Below are 19,988 nucleotides of genomic sequence, written 5' to 3' on the forward strand. Positions count from 1 at the left end.
GTATAGGGGGGAACAGGAGTGACGGAAGCAGAGTTGATCAGAGCCGCTCAAACGGGCGACACCGATGCCCTCATTCAACTGCTTAGAGAAATAGAAAATGAAATCTACCGTACAGCATTTTATGTTTTAAAAAATCAGCAAGATGCGATGGATGCCTCCCAGGAAGCGTTAATTCGAATCTATAAAAATATTAAAAGCTACCAGGCAAAAGCAAAGTTTTCAACCTGGACGCAACGGATCGTGATGAATGTTTGCATGGACCATTTTCGCAGGAAGCGAGATGCCGTTTCCATAGATGAACATGAATTTCCATTAGAGGATGACGCAAATGTTGAAGAAGAAGTTCAGTTATCACATATGGCCAAAGATATTCAAGACGCGATTAATTTACTGCCCAGTCGCCAGCGGCAAGTTGTCATTCTTCGATACTTACAAGACTTTTCTTATGCGGAGATTTCCGAAACGTTAGAGCTACCGATTAATACGGTCAAATCGCACTTGTTTCGGGCTAGACAACAGTTGAAAGAACTTCTTTCAGATTATGAGAAAGGTGGTGTTCGAGTATGAGCTGCGCTGAGACGATGGAAAATATGCAAAGGGATCTAGATAATGATTTAACGGAAAAACAATATTTAGCGATGGAACAGCACCTCAATCAGTGTCCCGAATGCCAAAAAATTTATACAAATTTAAAGAGCTTATCACTTAATTTAGAGAATTTACCGCAGGTAAAGCCGCCGTACAGTCTTGTTGATGAAATTTTGCCTCAGTTAATAGAGGAAGCGCCTGAAGACAAGCTTATAACGGAAGATGATCGGGTCAGCAAACGACTTCACGAGATGAAAACGGCTCGATGGAAAAGTTGGTCGATCGTTGCGGGTGGACTGGCTGCTGCTTGTATGTGGGTTTTGTCGGATAAAATATTTACAACTTCTGATTTGAAGGATCAGATGATACGTTCAGAAAGCGCGCTGGAAGGGAAAATGCTAGATGATCGGACAACTGAACGATCGGAACCAACAGGTGATAGAGAAGATTCCACGCCAACAGAAAACCAATCCAAATCGATTGATGATACGCTGCTTGCGAAAGAGCAAGGCAGTGGAGACAAGTCCTTAAACAAGGATGTGGAGCGAAATAGGCAACCCGCTAAGGAGGAGGTAAAGCAAGAACCGCAAGCTGCTTCTGAATCCAAACCAGAAACTAAGCCTAACCCCCAACCCAACGCTTCGACTGAGCAGGAAACGGTCCAGCAACGAGAACCGAGCAAAACGGAAGAAAGGATCGATAAAAATGGTGTTGAAAGTGATAAGGATAAGGCGCTCGCGCTAGCTCCTGAAACTTCGCCGCAACAGAGATCCGCGGAATCGAAATCTTCTTTATTGGCCTCACCACTGCCGGAAAAGCTCATGAATCGAGCCATGATTTCGCTTCCTGAGCAAGACAATGGCATAACTTCGCCAGATGGTCAGTGGATCGCGCGCGTACAGGAAGATCGGATTGTGATTACAAATCGCGCGGGGACAGAGGTGTTTCGAACAGATGCGTGGGGGATTGAGGCGCAAGCGAGTTTTGAGTGGATTGATGGGACTCATTTACAGTATCGACTGGAATCCGCCGATTCGAAACAATCTGAAACGTGGTTGATTGATGTCAAAGAAAAACAAGTGGTGAAAAAATAAGCGCGCAAAAAAGAAGGGGGAGGTACGGTGAATTATCGAGAAATATTTAAGCAAGCTGGACAAGGCAAGATAGCTCCCGTGTATGTCCTGTATGGGGCAGAGACGTTTATGATCGAGGAATTTATTCAATTTATGAAACAACAAGTTCTTGACGAAGCGGCGATTGATTTTAATTTTAGCCTATACGATCTCGAGGAGACGCCTATTCAAGAGGCGGTGCTTGACGCAGAGACAATGCCTTTTATGGACGAGCGAAGAATTGTCATTGTAAAAAACGCCTTTTTTCTGACAGGAGGGAAGTCGAACTCAGCTGTTGAGCATGACCTGGATTCTATTCAAAAATACGTTGATCAGCCAATGGAGACGACCGTGTTAATCCTGATTGCTGAGACGGAAAAACTAGACGGACGGAAAAAGATCGTCAAGCAGTTACAGAAGGATAATACGGTCGTATCTTTCCCGCCAATGCATGGACAAGAGCTCTGGGCCTGGATGGTTCGTCAGGCTAACAAACAGCATGCGCAGCTAGAGCAAGGGGCAGCGACGGCGCTAGAGCGAATCGTTGGGCAAGATTTACGCCGACTAACGCAGGAGATAGAAAAAATAGCTTCGTTTGTTGGACAGGGCGGGGTCATTACAGAAGAGGTTGTCGATCAGCTCGTGTCTAGGACGCTAGAAGAGAATATTTTTGGTTTGATTGATAAAGTATCCGCGCTGGAATTAGAGCAGGCGATGCGGATTTTTTACGATCTACTAAAAAACAATGAAGAACCGCTCACTGTACTGCATTTATTGGCTCGTCAATTTCGGATGATACTTCAAGTTAAGGTACTTACCCAGAAGGGATATACGCAACGCCAAATGGCTTCACAGCTTGGTGTTCACCCCTATCCGATAAAACTTGCGGCTGATAAATCCGCTCGGTTTAGCGAGGCTGCGTTGCGATCGATTTTGATTTATTTAGCGGAGGAAGATTTTCGAATAAAATCAGGTCAAATTGATAAAGTTCTATCGATGGAATTGTTTATGATGAAAATAAAGGATTTGCTTCAGGTGAGAGCGTAGCAAAGAAAAAAAGGCTGATCTCAAATAAGTCAGAACAAGTGACTTATCTGAGTCAGCCTTTTTTCATCATCTACGCAGTTACGCCATTTACCTTTTGGGCTAAGCGCGACTTTCTGCGAGCAGCTTCGTTCTTATGGATAAGACCTTTAGTAGCAGCCTTGTCAAGCTTCTTAGCAGCAAGCTTGTACGCCCCTTGAGCTGCCGCAAGGTCATTTGTGGCAACCGCTAATTCTACGCTTTTAAGCGCTGTGCGAAGAGCAGATTTTTGAGCGGCGCGGCGCTCGCGTCTCTTCTCATTCTTTCTTGCGCTTTTGATTTGAGATCTAATATTTGGCATCAGATTCACCTCCTTGAACTCGTTGAGGTAAGATTTCTTAGTTTAAGACAACAAAAAATATATTATCATGTTTTTGACCAAATTGCAATGATGATTAGTATAAAAGAGTCGGTTTTATTGCATGATAGTTAATGTAAAAATATGTAAGGGTGAGGTGTGTGTGATGCGTTCAGATCATGATGAGTTGAAGTCGGATGAACTTGATTTAAGTTATTATTCGATTCGAACAGATTTAGCTTTGGAAGCGCATCAGTTGGCTACGGAACGAACAGGCATAGTCCAATTTACCGGTGTGGAAATGAATTCCGAAGAAGCCGACGGAATTCGGTTAACGAGAGTCAATGTGAAAAACGTAGAAGGGGCTCAACAGATTGGCAAATTACCAGGGCGTTATCTTACGTTAGAAGTTCCGGGGCTAAGAAATAAAGATACGGAGTTACAAAATAGTGTGGCGACAAAATTTGCGCAAGCTTTCCATCAATTTTTGGTGGATGTCGGAATTGGACCCGATCATAAAGCGCTAGTTGTTGGACTGGGAAACTGGAATGTGACACCCGACGCCTTAGGTCCGATCGTCGTTGATCATTTGCTTGTTACCCGCCATTTATATGAATTAATGCCGGAACATGTAGAAGATGGCTATCGCCAAGTGAGCGCGATCTCGCCTGGTGTGTTGGGGATTACGGGAATCGAGACAAGCGAGATTGTGTACGGCATTGTTGAAAAAACAAGGCCTGACTTTGTAATTGCAATTGACGCGTTGGCTTCGCGCGCGTTAGAGCGGGTGAATACGACGATTCAAGTTTCAGATACAGGCATCAATCCCGGTTCGGGGGTTGGAAATAAAAGAAAACCGCTAACGAAACAGGCGTTAGGTATTCCTGTCATTGCGATTGGTGTTCCAACGGTAGTTGATGCGGCTTCCATCGCGAGTGATACGATTGATTACGTTTTAGCCCATTTAGGAAGACAGATAAATGAGAGCGCTAATCCGCCAGCCGCTAGCCGGTTGACGCCCGATGGAGTGAATTTGCCGATTGGAAACACCAAGCCGCTTACAGCGCAAGACCTCCCGACGGAAGAAGGGAAAAAAGTGATCATGGGTCTTGTTGGCTCCTTGTCTGAACAAGATAAACGTCAATTAATCCGAGAAACGTTGCAGCCGTTAGGTCATAACTTAATCGTTACGCCGAAAGAAGTGGATGAATTCGTTGAGGACATGGCCAATATCATTGCAAACGGCTTAAACGCCGCGTTACACGAAAAAGTCGATAGAACAAATGTTGCAGCTTATACGCATTAAAGGATGTTAGGGGGATGCGGATGAAGTGGAGACTGCAATTTATGACACTTGTGGCGCTAACGGGATTATTGATGATTACAGGCATTCATTTGGCTGAACAAGGGATTCGACACGTCGAAGGCGTGGCTGATGGTCCCTCACAGTCTTTTCAATTGGCTCAACGCGGGGACGGAAAAATGGAGATGACTGTTTTGGGCAGAGATTACGTAATTGAGGAAGAAACTATTTTACCGCTTTTTCAAACCTATTCAGCTACGTCAGGGGCAGGAAAGGAACAACCAGTCAGGCAACCAAGGGGAGATCAGATTGGACAATGGTTGACCTCAATTTCTCAAAAAGCGTTAGAGTGGATGACTCGTTTTTAAACGGATCATCGACTTTTGTCCTATAAATATGGAAGAGCGGTCAGGTTCTCGCCAGTTATTCAAAGTTATGAACGTTCACCTCAATTGGCGGATGGTGGACGTTTTTTTATACCCCTTAACCTGTGGCCCAAAGCAAATTATTGCCTCGTAACAGTTTCCCTGATATAATTATTATTAGCGCATTTTTGCCTCAGGGAGGTTAATAACGATGGATAGACGCGCAAGACAGCAACAGATTCGGAATTTTTCTATTATTGCCCATATCGACCATGGAAAATCAACGTTAGCGGATCGGATTCTTGAATTTACAGGCACATTGAGTGACAGGGAAAAGGAAAACCAATTTTTGGACTCAATGGACTTGGAGAGAGAGCGCGGAATCACGATCAAATTGAATGCAGTACGCCTATTGTATAAGGCAAAGGATGGGCAGGAATATATTTTACATCTAATTGACACACCAGGGCATGTCGACTTCACATATGAGGTTTCGCGAAGTTTAGCGGCGTGCGAGGGGGCGTTGTTGGTCGTTGACGCGGCCCAAGGGATTGAAGCTCAGACGTTAGCCAACGTCTATCTTGCCGTAGACAGTGATTTAGAGATCATCCCAGTGATTAATAAAATTGACCTGCCGAACGCGGATCCGGATCGAGTTAAAAAAGAAGTAGAAGATGTGATCGGGCTCGATGCGAGTGAAGCGGTGCTTGCGTCCGCCAAAGCCGGAATCGGTATTGAAGACATACTTGAACAAGTTGTGCAAAAAGTGCCGGCTCCATCAGGGGACCCGGATCTTCCACTGCAAGCATTAATTTTCGATTCGTCCTATGATTCTTATCGCGGCGTGATCGCAAATATACGTGTCGTTAACGGAACACTACGTAAAGGCATGAGAATTAAGATGATGGCGACCAACACCGTTTACGAAGTCACAGAGGTAGGGACATCTTCTCCTTTTCCAATCGCTGTTGATGAATTAACGGTTGGAGATGTTGGTTTTATTGCGGCTAGTATCAAGTCGGTTGGCGATACGCGAGTGGGGGATACGATTACATGCGCGGACCATCCAGCTGAAGAAGCCTTGCCAGGATATCGCAGAATCAATCCAATGGTCTTCTGTGGATTATACCCAGTCGATACTTCAGAGTATAACGATTTGAGGGAAGCGTTAGAGAAGCTAGAGCTTAATGACGCCTCGTTACAGTATGAACCTGAGACTTCGCAAGCATTAGGATTTGGTTTCCGTTGCGGCTTCTTAGGTCTGCTTCATATGGAAATCATACAAGAGCGAATCGAACGTGAATTTGGCATTACGTTAATTACGACGGCGCCGAGTGTTATTTATCATGTCACCAAAACAGACGGCGAAGAGATCATCATCGATAATCCATCCACGATGCCCGATGCCCAATTGATTGATAAAATTGAAGAACCGTATGTAAAAGCATCCATTATGGTGCCGAAAGATTTTGTCGGAGCGATTATGGAGTTGTGTCAGGGTAAACGCGGTGATTTTAAAGATATGCAATATCTAGATGAAACTCGTGTGCAAATCGTTTATGATATGCCGCTCTCTGAAATCATTTACGATTTCTTTGATCAGTTGAAATCGAATACGAGGGGATATGCTTCCTTCGATTATGAAATAATCGGTTATCGTTCTTCTGATTTGGTAAAACTAGATATAATGCTGAACGGTGAATTAGTTGATGCGTTATCCGTTATTGTCCATAAAGGCTCATCCTATGAACGCGGACGCGCGCTTTGCGAGAAGCTGCGAGAATTGATTCCAAGACAAATGTTCGAGGTGCCGATTCAAGCTTCAATCGCCAAGAAGGTAATTGCCAGGGAAACAATTAAAGCGATGCGTAAAAACGTTTTAGCTAAATGTTACGGCGGTGACGTTTCGCGGAAAAGAAAATTGCTTGAAAAGCAAAAAGAAGGAAAGAAGCGCATGAAACAAGTTGGGAGCGTAGAGGTTCCCCAAGAAGCTTTCATGGCGGTTCTGCAAATGGACAATAAATAAAGCGTGACGGGATAGGCTTTGGCTACGCGGCCAAGGCCTTTTCCTATCTATCCGCTTATAGGGAGGGTTATAATTGCCTCGTTCAGTATATATTCATATTCCATTTTGCACTAACAAATGTTTTTATTGTGATTTCAACTCCTATGTTACAAAAGATTCGGAGCTGATTTGGAATTACCTTTATGCGTTGGAAGAAGAAATGAAACAGACGGTTCGTAGGGTCCCCGCGCAACAAGTGGAAACGATTTTTGTCGGTGGAGGCACACCGACATTTTTAGATCATGAACAGATGCGCTACTTTCTTCAATCCGTCCAAAGGGTATTTCCAGACCAAGCGCCAAGCATGGAGTTTTCGATGGAAGCCAATCCAGGCACGACAGATTATGAAAAATTGGTTATCATGCGCCAAGGGGGCATTAACCGTTTAAGTTATGGCGCTCAATCCTTCAATGATGCGCTGTTGAAAGAGATTGGGCGCATGCATGATTCGGGACAAGTGTTACAAAGCATCGCGGCCGCTAAACGGGCGGGATTTGATAATATTTCAATCGACTTAATTTTCGGGTTGCCCAAACAAACCTTGACTACTTTTCACGAAACGCTCGACATCGCCTTTTCGTTAGATTTGCAACATTTTTCAGCATATAGTTTACAAGTGGAGGAAAACACGTTATTCCATGTTCTATATGAGAAAAATCAGCTGGCTCTTCCGCCCGAAGATGATGAAGTGGAAATGTATGAAGTCGTTCGACACAGAATGGCTGAAGAAGGGTATACTCAATATGAAATCAGTAATTTTTCAAAAGAAGGTTTTCAGAGTCGCCACAATAAAACGTATTGGCGGAACTGTGAATATTATGGAATTGGCGCCGGCGCGCATGGCTATGTCCACGGTGAACGCCATGAGAATGCTGGACCCGTGGATCACTATATTCAGTTAGTGAAAGAAAAGGGATTACCGCGGATTGAGCAACATTTTGTTGCCCCATCAGAAGCGATGGAAGATTTTATGATTATGGGGTTACGTTTGCTTGAAGGCGTTTCTAAAAACGTTTTCTACGAGCGATATGGGATTGAACTGGCAACCCAATTTGGACCTGTTTTGGAGGAGTTAAAAAATAAAGGTTTACTTGAAGAACAAGGAGATCGCATTCGATTGACCAAACGAGGGATTCCTTTTGGAAATGAAGTTTTTGCGCGTTTTTTGGAATAGTTGACAAGGGAAAGTTGGTTTGGTATTTTTAATCTAGAAGGTATTAGCGCTCGTTGTGAGTGAGTGCTAACAAGGAGTGAAGAAGATGTTAACGACACGTCAGATTCAGATTCTAAATGCTATCGTTGACAATTATATCCAAGGAGCGGAGCCGGTCGGTTCTCGCACAATTTCCAAACGTAAAGACATTAAGTTCAGCTCAGCAACGATTCGTAACGAGATGGCGGACTTAGAGGAAATGGGTTTCTTGGAACAACCGCATACTTCAGCGGGGAGGATACCTTCTCAAAAAGGCTATCGATTTTATGTTGATCATCTGCTTAGCCCATTTCAATTGAAGCCAGCCGATGTTCAACAGGCAAGACAATTATTAGCGGAGCGATATTATGCCGCTGAACAGATTGCCAATCAAACTGCCGCGATACTCTCTAGTTTAACAAATTATACTTCGATTGTCTTAGGATACGAGGTAAGGGACGCTAAATTAAAACAAATTCAACTGATCCCTTTAAATGAAACAACAGCTGTTGCAATTATTGTAACGACTACGGGAAGAGTGCAAAATAAAACGATCCGTGTGCCGGAAGGAGTGCCGATCGAAGAAATAGAGAAGCTCGTCAATTTCTTGAATATCAAGTTAGCTGGGATCGATCTGCCTGATTTGAAGAAGCATGTGCATCAGGAATTGACGACTGAATTGCAGAGGTTATTGGATGACTACGAATCCGCTTTGCAATTGATCGAACAAACCTTCCAAACAGAAACAGAGGAACACGTCGTGTTAAAAGGCACGACAAATATTATGATGCAACCCGAATTTCGGGATGTAGAGAAGGTAAAAGAAATCTTAGAGTTTTTAGAGCAAAGTGATCAGCTGATCAAACATTTCAATACAGCCGTTGAAGGAATTCAAGTAAAGATCGGCACCGAAAATAGGGAAATCGCGATTAATAACTGCAGTATTATTAGCGCCACCTTTCACCTTGATGGAACCCCAATCGGATCGATTGGGATTTTGGGACCTACACGGATGGAGTATGGAAAAGTGATCGGTGTTGTAGACTTTATAGCAAAAGATCTTTCGCAAGCGCTTGACCGATTTTATAAGGGTGGTCAATCATAATCGCGCAAACTTACAGCGTCGAGGTTCGAATCGCCTTCATTGCTGCCCTAAGCGGGAACAATTTTGCCTGCTATCGACGTAAGGGGTGGCAGTGGTAGGCAATCGGTAATGGGAGAGAGGGTCGGCCTGCCGCTTCCTTGAAATTAGGATGGCCTTTAAATATAATCTTGAAAAGGTAGTTAGGTATGATTGTTTCGTGGATTGAAAGATGAGGGTATTACATAGAAAAATGAAGCGAAACTGATAAAATGAGACGTTTTCGATTGGCGAGAGTCCGGTGATTTTGATCCGACTCTTGTTAAAGTGTATGCTTTAAAAGTTGTCGAAGAGATGGCGAGGAGCATACTTAGAATTCAAACTGGGATTCGGATGAAAGAGTAATCTGAAGATCAGGGACAGGAGTGAAAGACCAGTGTCTGATGAAAAGAAAGTAGTCGAGGAAGAGAGACCTGAAGGCGAGCTGGACACAGATCAGCAACCGCAACAAGCGGATGCGGAGACTGAAGCGACTGAAGCAGAGGTCGATTCGCTAACGTTGGCGAAACAGGAGGCTGAAGAAAATTACAATCGTTACCTGCGCGTACAAGCAGATCTTGAAAACCTTCGCAGGCGCTCCCGCAAAGAGAGGGAGGACTTGCTGAAATATGCTGTTCAATCGCTTGCGGAAGGCTTATTACCTGCTGTAGATAACTTAGAGCGGGCATTAGCCCCTGAAAATGCGGGGGATGGCGAGTCACTGTTAAAAGGTGTAGAAATGGTTTATCGTCAAATTCTGCAAATATTTGAACAAGAAGGCATTGTTCCGATTGAGGCGGAAGGCAATCCGTTTGACCCGCAGTATCATCAAGCGGTGATGAAAGAGGAAAATCCAGCTGCCGAATCAGGCGTGGTGCTTCAAGAACTGCAAAAAGGATACATGTTAAAAGATCGTGTGATTCGACCGTCAATGGTCAAAGTAAATGGGTAAATGTCAGACATATTATAAGCGGAAGGAGTTACGATGATGAGTAAAGTAATAGGAATCGACTTAGGAACAACCAACTCTTGTGTGGCGGTAATGGAGGGCGGGGAGCCTGTAATTATCCCGAATGCGGAAGGCGATCGCACAACGGCATCTGTTGTCGCTTTTAAGGACGGAGAAAGAATCGTAGGAGAAGTTGCGAAACGACAAGCGATTACCAATCCGAACACGGTTCTTTCTATTAAACGTTATATGGGTTCAGATCACAAAGAAGACATGGAAGGGCGCGCATATACGCCGCAAGAAATTTCTGCGATTATCCTGCAAAAGCTAAAGGCTGATGCTGAAGCATATTTAGGAGAAAAGGTGGAAAAAGCGGTAATTACAGTTCCAGCGTATTTTAATGACAGCCAGCGTCAAGCGACAAAGGATGCGGGAACGATCGCCGGTTTAGAAGTATTGCGAATCGTAAACGAGCCAACAGCGGCTGCTTTAGCGTACGGATTGGAGAAATCGGACGACCAAACAATCCTTGTGTATGACCTTGGCGGGGGTACGTTTGACGTGTCTATTTTGGAATTGTCCGAGGGTTTCTTTGAAGTAAAAGCGACTTCAGGCGACAATAAATTGGGCGGGGATGATTTTGACCAAGTCATTATTGATCATTTAACTGCAGAGTTTAAGAAAGATACAGGGATTGATTTATCCCAAGATAATATGGCGTTGCAACGTTTAAAAGACGCGGCTGAAAAAGCGAAGAAAGATCTATCCAGTGTGTCCACAACATCGATTTCTCTTCCATTTATCACGGCTGACGCTACGGGACCAAAACATTTAGAATTAAGCCTATCTAGAGCCAAATTTGAAGAGCTATCATCCCATCTTGTGGAAAGAACGATGGGTCCGACTCGTCAAGCGCTGCAAGACGCTGGATTAGCTCCAAATCAAATTGATAAAGTCATTCTGGTTGGGGGTTCTACGCGAATTCCAGCGGTGCAGGAAACGATCTCTAAATTTATAGGAAAGGAACCGCACAGAGGCGTTAATCCCGATGAAGTAGTCTCTTTAGGGGCTGCGGTTCAAGCGGGTGTTTTGACAGGGGATGTCAAGGATGTCGTGTTATTGGACGTGACTCCGTTATCATTAGGGATTGAAACGCTTGGAGGCGTTATGACGAAATTGATCGATCGAAATACGACGATTCCGACAAGTAAGTCGCAAGTGTTCTCAACAGCGGCGGATAATCAAACTTCAGTGGATATTCATGTGTTACAGGGGGAGCGTTCGATGGCTTCGGATAATAAAACATTGGGACGCTTCCAATTGTCGGATATTCCTCCAGCTCCGCGCGGTATTCCACAAATCGAAGTGAGCTTTGATATTGACGCGAACGGAATTGTGAATGTAAAGGCGAAAGATTTAGGAACAGGCAAAGAACAGGCGATTACACTCACAGCCTCATCTGGTCTGAGCGATGAAGAAATCGATCGTATGGTCAAGGATGCTGAAGCAAATGCGGAAGCGGACCAATCCCGTAAAGAAGAAGTAGAGACGCGCAATGAAGCAGAACAGTTAATTTTCGCTACTGAGAAGACTTTAACTGACTTAGAAGGTAAAGTAGATCAGGCGGAAGTTGATAAAGCGAACGAGGCGAAGGAAAAATTAAAGACAGCTTTAGAGGGCGAAGACCTAGAAGGCATCAAGCAAAGTAAGGATCAGTTGTCTGAGATCGTGCAACAACTTTCCGTAAAGTTGTATGAGCAGGCTCAAGCGGCTGGAGCGGAAGGTCAACCTGGCGCTGAAGAACAGCCATCTGGAAATAAAGAGAATGTAGTGGACGCGGACTATACAGTCGTCGATGAAGACAAAAAATAATGACCGGGCGAGAAAAGTCAAGGCCAATTTGGCTTTGACTTTTTTCCCTTTTCGTAAAATAATAGCGAGAGCGCAAAAGGTCTTAAAAAGATGCGGGAGTGAATTCAATGAGTAAACGGGATTATTATGATGTCCTTGGCTTGGATCGAAGCTCATCGGAAGATGAGATTAAAAAAGCGTATCGAAAATTGGCGCGAAAGTATCATCCTGATGTTAATAAGGCGGACGATGCTGAAGATAAATTTAAAGAAGTTAAGGAAGCTTATGATGTGTTAAGCGACGCCGAAAAGCGAACGATGTACGATCAATATGGACATGCGGCAACGGATCAGCAAGGTGGGTTTGGAGCTCAAGACTTCGGCGGGTTTGGGGATATCTTTGATATGTTCTTCGGTGGCGGTCGGAGAAATCCGAATGCTCCGCAGCAAGGCTCAGATCTTCAATATACACTTCCCTTAGAGTTTAAAGAAGCCATTTTTGGACTAGAAAAAGAAATAGAGATACCGAAAGATTTGGAATGCGATTTGTGTCACGGTTCAGGGGCTCAACCGGGCACTGAAGTGGACACGTGTCAAACTTGTCGCGGCAGCGGACAACAGGAGCAAGTCGCTAATACACCTTTCGGTCGGGTTGTTAACCGTCGAACGTGCTCATCTTGCGGTGGAAAAGGAACGCTAATTAAAGTAAAATGCTCAGAGTGCCGCGGAATTGGAACGGTGCGTAAACGTCGAAAGATTCACTTAAGCATTCCTGCGGGCGTCGACGAAGGAGCTCAATTAAGGGTGCCTGGCGAGGGAGAACCGGGGGTGAATGGAGGTCCTCCGGGAGATCTTTATGTAGTGATGCGCGTTAAACAGGACGACTTCTTTGAACGGGATGGAAATCATATTTACTGCGAAATTCCTATTAGTTTTGCTCAAGCGGCATTAGGGGACGAAATTGAAGTTCCGACAGTGGATGAACGAGTGAAATTAAAGATTCCAGCCGGTACACAGACCGGAACGTTATTTCGTATTCGCGGAAAAGGAGTGCCTTATTTAAGAAGAAGCGGGCGTGGCGACCAACTTGTTCGAGTTGCCGTTGTTACACCAACAAAGTTGACAGAGAAACAAAAAGAATTGCTGCGGGAATTTGGTGAAATTTCCGGACTGAAAGCCTCAGAGGAGGAATCATCTATTTTTGGGAAAATGAAACGAGCTTTTCGAGGCGACTGAAAGGTAGTAAATCCTGCGGAGGGGTGACAGGCAATGAAGTGGTCAGAAATTAGTGTGCATACAACGCAAGAAGCGGTGGAAGCCGTTTCGAATATATTACATGAAACAGGAGCTAGCGGTGTAGTGATTGAGGATCCCGAAATGTTAGCGCGTGAATGGGATGTTTCACTGGGCGAGATTTATGAGCTAGCGGCTGAAGATTACCCAACTGAAGGTGTCATCGTCAAAGCTTATCTACCTGTAGATGGTGATCTAACAAAGATTATCGAAGATATTCAATTATCGATTGATAACCTTGTCCAATTTGACATTCCGATTGGGAAAGGTGAAATTACACATTCTGAGGTAGACGATGAGGATTGGGAAACGGCCTGGAAAAAATATTATAAACCCATTCAAATATCCGAACGGATTACGATCCGACCGACCTGGGAACAGTATACACCGAAGGAACAAGATGAACTTGTGATTGAACTAGACCCTGGCATGGCCTTCGGCACGGGCACGCATCCAACGACCGCGCTTTGTATTCGTTCGTTGGAAAATCATGTTACCCCTGGCGCCGGTGTGATCGATGTCGGCAGCGGTTCCGGTATTTTGAGTATTGCCGCCGCAAAGTTGGGAGCAAGTTCAGTTCTGGCCATGGATTTGGATGAAATTGCTGTAAAATCCACAAAAATGAATGTTGAACTCAATCAATTATCGGATAAAATTAGCGCTAAACAAAATAATTTATTAGAAGGAATCACGGAGCCAGTTGACCTGATTATTTCTAATATCCTTGCTGAAATTATCGTTCGCTTTGTCGAAGATGCCTATCGTTTGCTCGTCGTGGGCGGAGCTTTTATCTGTTCAGGGATTATTGCTGAAAAAGAGGAAGAAGTTAAGTCCGCTTTAAAAGAAGTTGGATTTACCATTGTCGATTGCGCAAGATTGGATGGATGGGTTTCAATTGTCTCTAAAAAGTAATCAAATGGGGTCGGTAATAGATGCAAAGATATTTTGTTGATGATAGTTCAATCGACAGCGGTCAGTCAGAAGTTCGAATCACAGGAGATGACGTTTCGCATATATCCAAGGTCATGAGATCTTCAGCTGGCGATCATTTGATTTGTTGCAATTCGCAAGGCGCCTGTTTCTTAGTTGAAGTAAAGCAAATAGAAAAGGAACAGGTCGTTTGCGAGATTGTTGAGGAGCTAGCGGAAGAGCGAGAACTTCCGATTTCAGTTTGGATCGCCCAAAGTTTGCCTAAGGGAGATAAGATGGAATGGGTTATTCAAAAAGGAACAGAATTGGGCGCTGTCCAATTCATTCCCTTTAGCTCCTCTCGAACGATCGTGCAATGGGACCAAAAAAAAGAACAACGGCGGATTGGGCGGTGGATGAAAATTGCTAAGGAGGCGGCTGAACAGTCCCATCGGAAGCGATTGCCAAAGGTAGAAGCGGCGCATTCTTGGAAGCAAGCGTTGGGTCTGGCTAAGCAAGTTGATCTTGCTTTACTTGCTTACGAAAATGAACAGACAACTTCACTATATGAAAAAATCTTAACACTCCCCGCAGGGAAAACCGTGTTGCTTATGATTGGACCCGAAGGCGGCTTTTCGGATCAAGAAGTGGAAGAAGCGATTGCCAACGGCTTTCAAACGATTAGCCTTGGCAAACGAATTTTGCGAACAGAAACAGCGGCGTTAGTTGGACTTGCCTATTTATCTTTTTATTATGAACAAATGCAAACCAGTTAGTACAAAGGAAAGGAGGTTACGCGCAATGTCAACAGTTGCTTTTCACACGTTAGGGTGTAAAGTGAACCAATATGAAACGGAAGCGATCTGGCAAATCTTTAAAACAGCGGGCTATGAACAAGTCTCCTTTGAAGGGCCAGCGGATGTTTATGTCATCAATACTTGCACAGTAACGAATACGGGTGATAAAAAAAGCAGGCAAGTGATGCGCAGAGCGATCCGTAGAAATCCGGATGGAATTGTTGTTGTAACGGGTTGTTATGCTCAAACCGCTCCAGGCGAAGTCGCCAACATTCCAGGCGTCGATATTGTGCTAGGCACACAGGGACGCGAAGATTTAATGGAGCTCATTGAACAATATAGAAAAACGCGTGAGCCGATAAATGCTGTAAAAAACATTATGAAAACGCGTGTGTTTGAAGAGTTAGATGTGCCTGATTTTAGTGACCGAACAAGGGCGTCACTGAAGATCCAAGAAGGATGTAACAATTTCTGCACATTCTGTATTATTCCATGGGCGCGCGGGCTGATGAGAAGTCGAGAACCAGAAAATGTGATCGAGCAAGCTGAAAAATTGGTGGCGGCGGGCTATCAAGAAATCGTATTGACGGGGATTCACACGGGCGGTTATGGTGAAGATCTAGAGGATTACAGTCTAGCTCAGCTGCTTATAGATCTGGGCAAGGTTAAAGGGCTTAGTCGTGTGCGAATTAGTTCAATCGAAGCGAGTCAGATCACAGACGATGTGCTAGCTGCTCTTAATTCATCGGAAAAAATGTGTCGTCACCTTCATATTCCGTTACAAGCTGGCAGTGACCCTGTATTACGTCGGATGAGAAGAAAATATACAACGGATGAATATCGAACAAAACTAGCTCAAATACGAGAAATCATGCCTGGTGTTGCGATTACGACCGATGTCATTGTAGGGTTCCCAGGGGAAACGGATGAACTGTTTGAAGAAGGATATCGTTTTATTGAAGAAATGCAATTTTCGGAAATGCATGTATTCCCTTATTCAAAGCGGACAGGCACACCGGCGGCGAATTTTACGGACCAAGTGGACGAAGCTGTAAAGAACGATCGAGTCCACCGTTTGATTCACCTATCTAACCAATTTTCCTTGGAGTACGCTCATCAATTTGTCGGACAAATACTGGATGTGATCCCGGAAAGCCCGTTTCAATCAGAGTCAGAACAGACGAATTTAATTTACGGGTATTCTGATAATTATCTACGTGTTTTATTTGAAGGTTCTACGGACCTGATCGGAAAGCTATGTCGGATTCGAATCGATGAACCTGGAGTTGAGTATTGTAAAGGGACGTTCGTCAGAACATTAGATCCCGCTATCATCGTGTAATGATTTGCGGCGGGGACATTAGTAGGGTATCTTTCTTTGCGTAAAGGAGGGAGCGCCCTACTTTTATTTTAAAAAGGAGGACCCTGAATATGAAGGAGATTGCAGCGGGAGGAGTCGTTTACCGCAAGGTGTCGGGCGGGATCGAGGTGTTAATGATTGAAGACCGTTATGGGAACATATCCTTGCCTAAAGGAAAGCGCGAACCGGGAGAAATGTTGCAACAAACCGCATTGAGAGAGATCCGAGAGGAAACGGGAATCAACGGAAAAATTGTACAACCGCTTGATGTCATTTATTATCAATACGATCATTCTGAGCATGGAAAAATCGAGAAAGAGGCGCATTATTATTTAGTGGAGGCTCTGTCAGGAACGCTTGCCGCTCAGTTGGAGGAAATTAGGCAAGTTAACTGGATGTCGGCGGCAGACGCCTGGTCGCAACAGTTAGAGCGTGGTTATGACAATAATCGGCGCGTATTAGAAAAGGCATTTACTTTCCTACAAGTCGCTCAGCTTCATCATTACATAGACCATACGTTGTTGAAGGCGGATGCGACACAGTCGGATATTAAACTATTGTGCGATGAAGCGAGGAAATATCGTTTTGCGGCTGTCTGTGTTCACCCCTATTGGGTCGCATTTTGCGCGGAGCAATTATCCGACACAAACATCAACGTGGCGACAGTGATTGGTTTCCCGCTAGGAGCGACAACGATGGAAGTAAAGGCGTTTGAAACGAAGCAAGCCATTGAGCGGGGTGCGGCAGAAATTGATATGGTCATTAATCTGGGCGCTTTGAAATCAGGCGATTATGATCAAGTAAAAAAGGATATTCAAGCCGTCGTTGAGGCTGCGGAACAAAAAGCAATCGTCAAGGTTATCTTAGAAACAGGGTTGTTGTCGGAAACGGAATTAAAGCAAGCGTGTCAATTGGCCGCGCGAGCGGGAGCGGATCTTGTAAAAACATCGACGGGTTTTGGGACCGGGGGCGCGACATTGAGCGCTGTTCGTCTGATGAAAGAGACCGTTGGCGCGAAGATCGGCGTAAAAGCATCAGGCGGAATCCGCGACTATGAAACAGCAGCGGCGATGATAGCGGCGGGAGCGACGAGGATTGGAACAAGCGCGGGAGTTACAATCGTGACAGGCGGACAAGGTAATCAATCCGACTATTAAACGGGCAACAGCTGAAGGGAGACCCTTCAGCTTTTTTTGTGTGGAATGAGGAACTCAATCAGGCGTCCAAAATGGGTAGCAAACGGTAAGGCCAAGAGGGAACAAGCGACATTGAAAATTGTTTGAGCATGAGCGACTTGGGCTGGCGGATGACTAGACAAGGTGGTGATAAGCAAAGCCAGCGCCCCAATTAAGGGGATAAATAGAACGACGCCTAGCGTATTTAAAATAACGTGACACCAGGCAACGCGAATGGATGCCGTATTACCGCCAATCGAAGCGAGTAGCGCGGTTACACAAGTGCCGATATTACTCCCTAAAATAATAGCAATCGCCATTGACAATGGAATTAAATGATCACCGATAAAGTTCATGGTAATCGCTGTTGTCGCAGTGCTGCTTTGGATGAGAGCCGTGATGACCGTCCCCACTATGATGCCAATTACACTGTTCTCCGATCCCATTAGAACCAGGTCTTCAAGTATGCCCATTTTTCTAATCGGTTCCGCGATCATTTGCATTGTGTCCATGCCTAGGAAGATACAACCAAAACCGGCTAGGGCAAGCCCGCTGCAACGAAGGATATGCGATGGGAAAAACCATAACAGGGCACCAATTAAGAAGGTTGGTAAGGCGTAATCTGAAATATTTAATGCGATCAATTGCGGGGTGACTGTTGTCCCGATGTTACTTCCCAAAATAATCCCGATCGTTTGCGGAAAGGTTAATAAACGAGCATTCGTTAGTCCAATCGTGATCACCGTGACTGCGCTGCTGCTTTGCATCAACATGGTAACGATCGTTCCAGTGAAAAACCCGTGAGTGGGCGTTTTGGTAAAACGGGTTAAAACATTTTTTAATTTATCTCCCGCTAAATGATTTAAACCGATTCGCATAAGTTGTAAACCAAATAAAAAAATCGTAAGTCCAACAGCGGCAGGGATGACAATTTCTTTCATAGTTCAGCTCCTAAGGGTCATTCGTTTCGTGAAAAAAGCGCGTTTGTAATAGTTATGTAAAAAGTGAGACAGGCATGACAAGCAAATCAAAATTCGTATGGGGATTAAGCGGTGAGGGAAACTTAAGCAGTGAGGTGAGCAAATTGAATAAAGGCTTCTTAACGGCGATGTCTACAATCGGTCTCACACAGTTTTTGAAACTTCCGTTTGAATACATGGAAAACGGAAAATGGGATTTACAATCGGCTTTTAAAATGGGGGGAATGCCAAGCTCTCATTCCGCCGGGGTGACATCTTTAGCGACGTACATCGGTTTAAAGAAGGGACTTAGCTCTCACGAATTTGCGATTGCTGCGTTGCTTGGATTGGTTGTGATGTATGATGCCGCGGGCGTCCGCTATCATGCGGGGGAAACGGCGATTGCTGTCAACAAATTAGAGGAAAAGGTGGCCGAGTTATCAGAAAGACATCCTGAAATTTCTTTGAAGCAACAACGAAGAAAGCTGTTAAAAGAAAGACTAGGTCATTTACCGTCTGAAGTAGTCGCTGGCGCGATCCTCGGCATGTTGGCAGGAGGGATAAGCTATTTATTAAGCAAAGATTAAGCGATTAAGCGAGAATGTCAAAACATGTTCTTTTCCGACAACGCAAACTGACAAAATGTTCCGAATGATTGTGATACGCTGGATTGGCCAAGCAATCATGAGGAGATGAAAGGATGTTAAGTCAAGAGGAACTGAAGGTAAGCCAGATGAAAATGGGGAAGCAGAAGGAAACCTTAACAGAAATTCATCATTGGAAAGCAAAAGTTCAAAGTAAAAAACCCCCAATTATCCATTTTTTAAGCTGGATTTTTGGAAATTAAATTACTTAATAAAAAGAAGTTGTCCAATTAAGGACAACTTCTTTTTATGTTTGGACCGCTTTTTCTCTGAAAAGAAGACTAATGCAGTAAAGCCCAGCTAAACCTACCAGTGTATAAACGATTCGGCTTAGCCAACTACTGTCACCTCCGAATAGCGCAGCAACTAAATCCCATTGAAAAATCCCAACAAGAAGCCAGTTTAATGCGCCGATAATAACTAAAATAAGAGCCAATCTATCCATATTATTCACCTCCTATGTTTAGAATCTCCTTTTAGCGCTGAAATCATGCCTGTCTTTCAGAAATTTAAGGAAGACGGAGGGGTTGTCCAGATCGAATAGAGTCGGTTGTTAGTTTATTTAGCTTCTTTATTTCTAGAATGACTTCCTGTGAATTACGCGCGGGGTATTGTTTAAAGGCGATATCCCAAAGTGTGTCGCCTTCTTGAACCGAATAAATTTTATTGTTTGCCGTTGCCCATTTTTTCGGAATAAACTTGGTAAGGACAGTAGCGGGTTTGCTTTGAACCTGATGAATGATGATCCAGTGGAAAACGCTAAATGTAACGAAGAGAATCGCTAAGACTTTTAAAAGGTTTAAAAAGTGTCCCCATTCTGCTTGATTAAGTTCGTTTCCTCTTCTGTTGCTATTTCTTGCTCTTGCCATCATCATTCATCTCCTTTAGTACAGCCTATGCGCGTCAAAGCAAAACTTGTCCTTTGT

At 44.3% G+C, this 19,988-nt stretch carries 21 protein-coding genes and 1 pseudogene; 18 read left to right on the plus strand and 4 right to left on the minus strand.

Features of this window, described 5'->3' with window-relative positions:
• Positions 1–18: 18 nt before the first annotated feature.
• Genes BEP19_RS07405 through holA form a run of 3 tightly spaced genes read left to right on the plus strand, consistent with a single transcriptional unit; the run spans position 19 to position 2,747 of the window.
• Positions 19–567 carry an RNA polymerase sigma factor gene (locus BEP19_RS07405; RefSeq protein ID WP_120189212.1) on the plus strand — a complete coding sequence of 183 codons (549 nt, stop codon included), beginning with the start codon at positions 19–21 and terminating at the stop codon, positions 565–567.
• A complete protein-coding gene (locus tag BEP19_RS07410; protein WP_120189213.1) occupies positions 564–1,682 on the plus strand; it encodes an anti-sigma factor family protein in 1,119 nt (372 codons plus the stop codon). Before BEP19_RS07405 ends, BEP19_RS07410 begins: the two co-directional genes overlap by 4 nt.
• A gap of 27 nt (positions 1,683–1,709) precedes the next feature.
• A complete protein-coding gene (holA, locus tag BEP19_RS07415) occupies positions 1,710–2,747 on the plus strand; it encodes a DNA polymerase III subunit delta (RefSeq protein ID WP_120189214.1) in 1,038 nt (345 codons plus the stop codon).
• Positions 2,748–2,817: 70 nt separating this feature from the next.
• On the opposite strand, the gene rpsT is transcribed toward holA, so the two are convergent.
• Positions 2,818–3,084: a 30S ribosomal protein S20 gene (gene rpsT, locus BEP19_RS07420; RefSeq protein WP_120189215.1), complete on the minus strand. Its 267-nt coding sequence runs from the start codon at positions 3,082–3,084 to the stop codon at positions 2,818–2,820.
• Between the two features lie 163 nt (positions 3,085–3,247).
• Here rpsT and gpr point away from each other — a divergent pair, with 163 nt between their 5' ends.
• The 13 genes and pseudogenes from gpr to deoC all read left to right on the plus strand — a co-directional run bounded on the left by gpr (position 3,248) and on the right by deoC (position 17,441).
• On the plus strand, positions 3,248–4,387 hold the full coding sequence (gene gpr, locus BEP19_RS07425; protein WP_120189216.1) for a GPR endopeptidase: 1,140 nt from the start codon (positions 3,248–3,250) through the stop codon (positions 4,385–4,387).
• Between the two features lie 20 nt (positions 4,388–4,407).
• Positions 4,408–4,752 (plus strand): DUF3679 domain-containing protein, encoded by a 345-nt coding sequence (locus tag BEP19_RS07430; RefSeq protein WP_170145303.1) that lies wholly within the window; start codon positions 4,408–4,410, stop codon positions 4,750–4,752.
• Between the two features lie 208 nt (positions 4,753–4,960).
• Positions 4,961–6,775 (plus strand): translation elongation factor 4, encoded by a 1,815-nt coding sequence (lepA, locus tag BEP19_RS07435; protein WP_120189218.1) that lies wholly within the window; start codon positions 4,961–4,963, stop codon positions 6,773–6,775.
• A 73-nt stretch (positions 6,776–6,848) separates the two neighbouring features.
• Positions 6,849–7,988: a radical SAM family heme chaperone HemW gene (gene hemW, locus BEP19_RS07440; protein WP_120189219.1), complete on the plus strand. Its 1,140-nt coding sequence runs from the start codon at positions 6,849–6,851 to the stop codon at positions 7,986–7,988.
• Between the two features lie 85 nt (positions 7,989–8,073).
• Positions 8,074–9,111: a heat-inducible transcriptional repressor HrcA gene (hrcA, locus tag BEP19_RS07445; protein WP_120189220.1), complete on the plus strand. Its 1,038-nt coding sequence runs from the start codon at positions 8,074–8,076 to the stop codon at positions 9,109–9,111.
• Between the two features lie 412 nt (positions 9,112–9,523).
• Complete coding sequence (grpE, locus tag BEP19_RS07450) at positions 9,524–10,078, plus strand: nucleotide exchange factor GrpE (protein ID WP_120189221.1); 555 nt, start codon at positions 9,524–9,526, stop codon at positions 10,076–10,078.
• A 36-nt stretch (positions 10,079–10,114) separates the two neighbouring features.
• Positions 10,115–11,947, plus strand: coding sequence for a molecular chaperone DnaK (dnaK, locus tag BEP19_RS07455; RefSeq protein ID WP_120189222.1), 1,833 nt, complete (start codon positions 10,115–10,117; stop codon positions 11,945–11,947).
• Between the two features lie 107 nt (positions 11,948–12,054).
• Positions 12,055–13,161 (plus strand): molecular chaperone DnaJ, encoded by a 1,107-nt coding sequence (gene dnaJ, locus BEP19_RS07460; RefSeq protein WP_120189223.1) that lies wholly within the window; start codon positions 12,055–12,057, stop codon positions 13,159–13,161.
• A gap of 33 nt (positions 13,162–13,194) precedes the next feature.
• Positions 13,195–14,130, plus strand: coding sequence for a 50S ribosomal protein L11 methyltransferase (prmA, locus tag BEP19_RS07465; RefSeq protein WP_120189224.1), 936 nt, complete (start codon positions 13,195–13,197; stop codon positions 14,128–14,130).
• A 20-nt stretch (positions 14,131–14,150) separates the two neighbouring features.
• Positions 14,151–14,903 carry a 16S rRNA (uracil(1498)-N(3))-methyltransferase gene (locus BEP19_RS07470; RefSeq protein ID WP_120189225.1) on the plus strand — a complete coding sequence of 251 codons (753 nt, stop codon included), beginning with the start codon at positions 14,151–14,153 and terminating at the stop codon, positions 14,901–14,903.
• Between the two features lie 25 nt (positions 14,904–14,928).
• Positions 14,929–16,266 carry a tRNA (N(6)-L-threonylcarbamoyladenosine(37)-C(2))-methylthiotransferase MtaB gene (gene mtaB / locus BEP19_RS07475; protein ID WP_120189226.1) on the plus strand — a complete coding sequence of 446 codons (1,338 nt, stop codon included), beginning with the start codon at positions 14,929–14,931 and terminating at the stop codon, positions 16,264–16,266.
• Positions 16,267–16,355: 89 nt separating this feature from the next.
• Positions 16,356–16,736: pseudogene (locus BEP19_RS17960) on the plus strand (NUDIX hydrolase); the annotation flags it as partial.
• Positions 16,737–16,790: 54 nt separating this feature from the next.
• Positions 16,791–17,441, plus strand: a complete 651-nt coding sequence (gene deoC / locus BEP19_RS17965; protein ID WP_245983491.1) for a deoxyribose-phosphate aldolase — start codon at positions 16,791–16,793, stop codon at positions 17,439–17,441.
• A gap of 26 nt (positions 17,442–17,467) precedes the next feature.
• Here the strand turns inward: deoC and BEP19_RS07485 are convergent, their stop codons facing one another.
• A complete protein-coding gene (locus BEP19_RS07485) occupies positions 17,468–18,400 on the minus strand; it encodes a Na/Pi cotransporter family protein (protein ID WP_120189228.1) in 933 nt (310 codons plus the stop codon).
• 74 nt (positions 18,401–18,474) lie between these two features.
• On the opposite strand from BEP19_RS07485, the gene BEP19_RS07490 reads away from it, so the two are divergent.
• Both BEP19_RS07490 and BEP19_RS17615 read left to right on the plus strand, forming a co-directional pair.
• A complete protein-coding gene (locus BEP19_RS07490; RefSeq protein ID WP_342767404.1) occupies positions 18,475–19,005 on the plus strand; it encodes a divergent PAP2 family protein in 531 nt (176 codons plus the stop codon).
• Between the two features lie 113 nt (positions 19,006–19,118).
• Positions 19,119–19,265, plus strand: a complete 147-nt coding sequence (locus BEP19_RS17615; RefSeq protein WP_170145304.1) for a hypothetical protein — start codon at positions 19,119–19,121, stop codon at positions 19,263–19,265.
• 44 nt (positions 19,266–19,309) lie between these two features.
• On the opposite strand, the gene BEP19_RS07495 is transcribed toward BEP19_RS17615, so the two are convergent.
• On the minus strand, positions 19,310–19,507 hold the full coding sequence (locus BEP19_RS07495; RefSeq protein WP_120189229.1) for a DUF378 domain-containing protein: 198 nt from the start codon (positions 19,505–19,507) through the stop codon (positions 19,310–19,312).
• A gap of 64 nt (positions 19,508–19,571) precedes the next feature.
• A complete protein-coding gene (locus BEP19_RS07500) occupies positions 19,572–19,931 on the minus strand; it encodes a LysM peptidoglycan-binding domain-containing protein (RefSeq protein ID WP_170145305.1) in 360 nt (119 codons plus the stop codon).
• Positions 19,932–19,988 lie beyond the last annotated feature (57 nt).

This window comes from Ammoniphilus oxalaticus (assembly GCF_003609605.1).
Lineage (GTDB): Bacteria > Bacillota > Bacilli > Aneurinibacillales > RAOX-1 > Ammoniphilus > Ammoniphilus oxalaticus.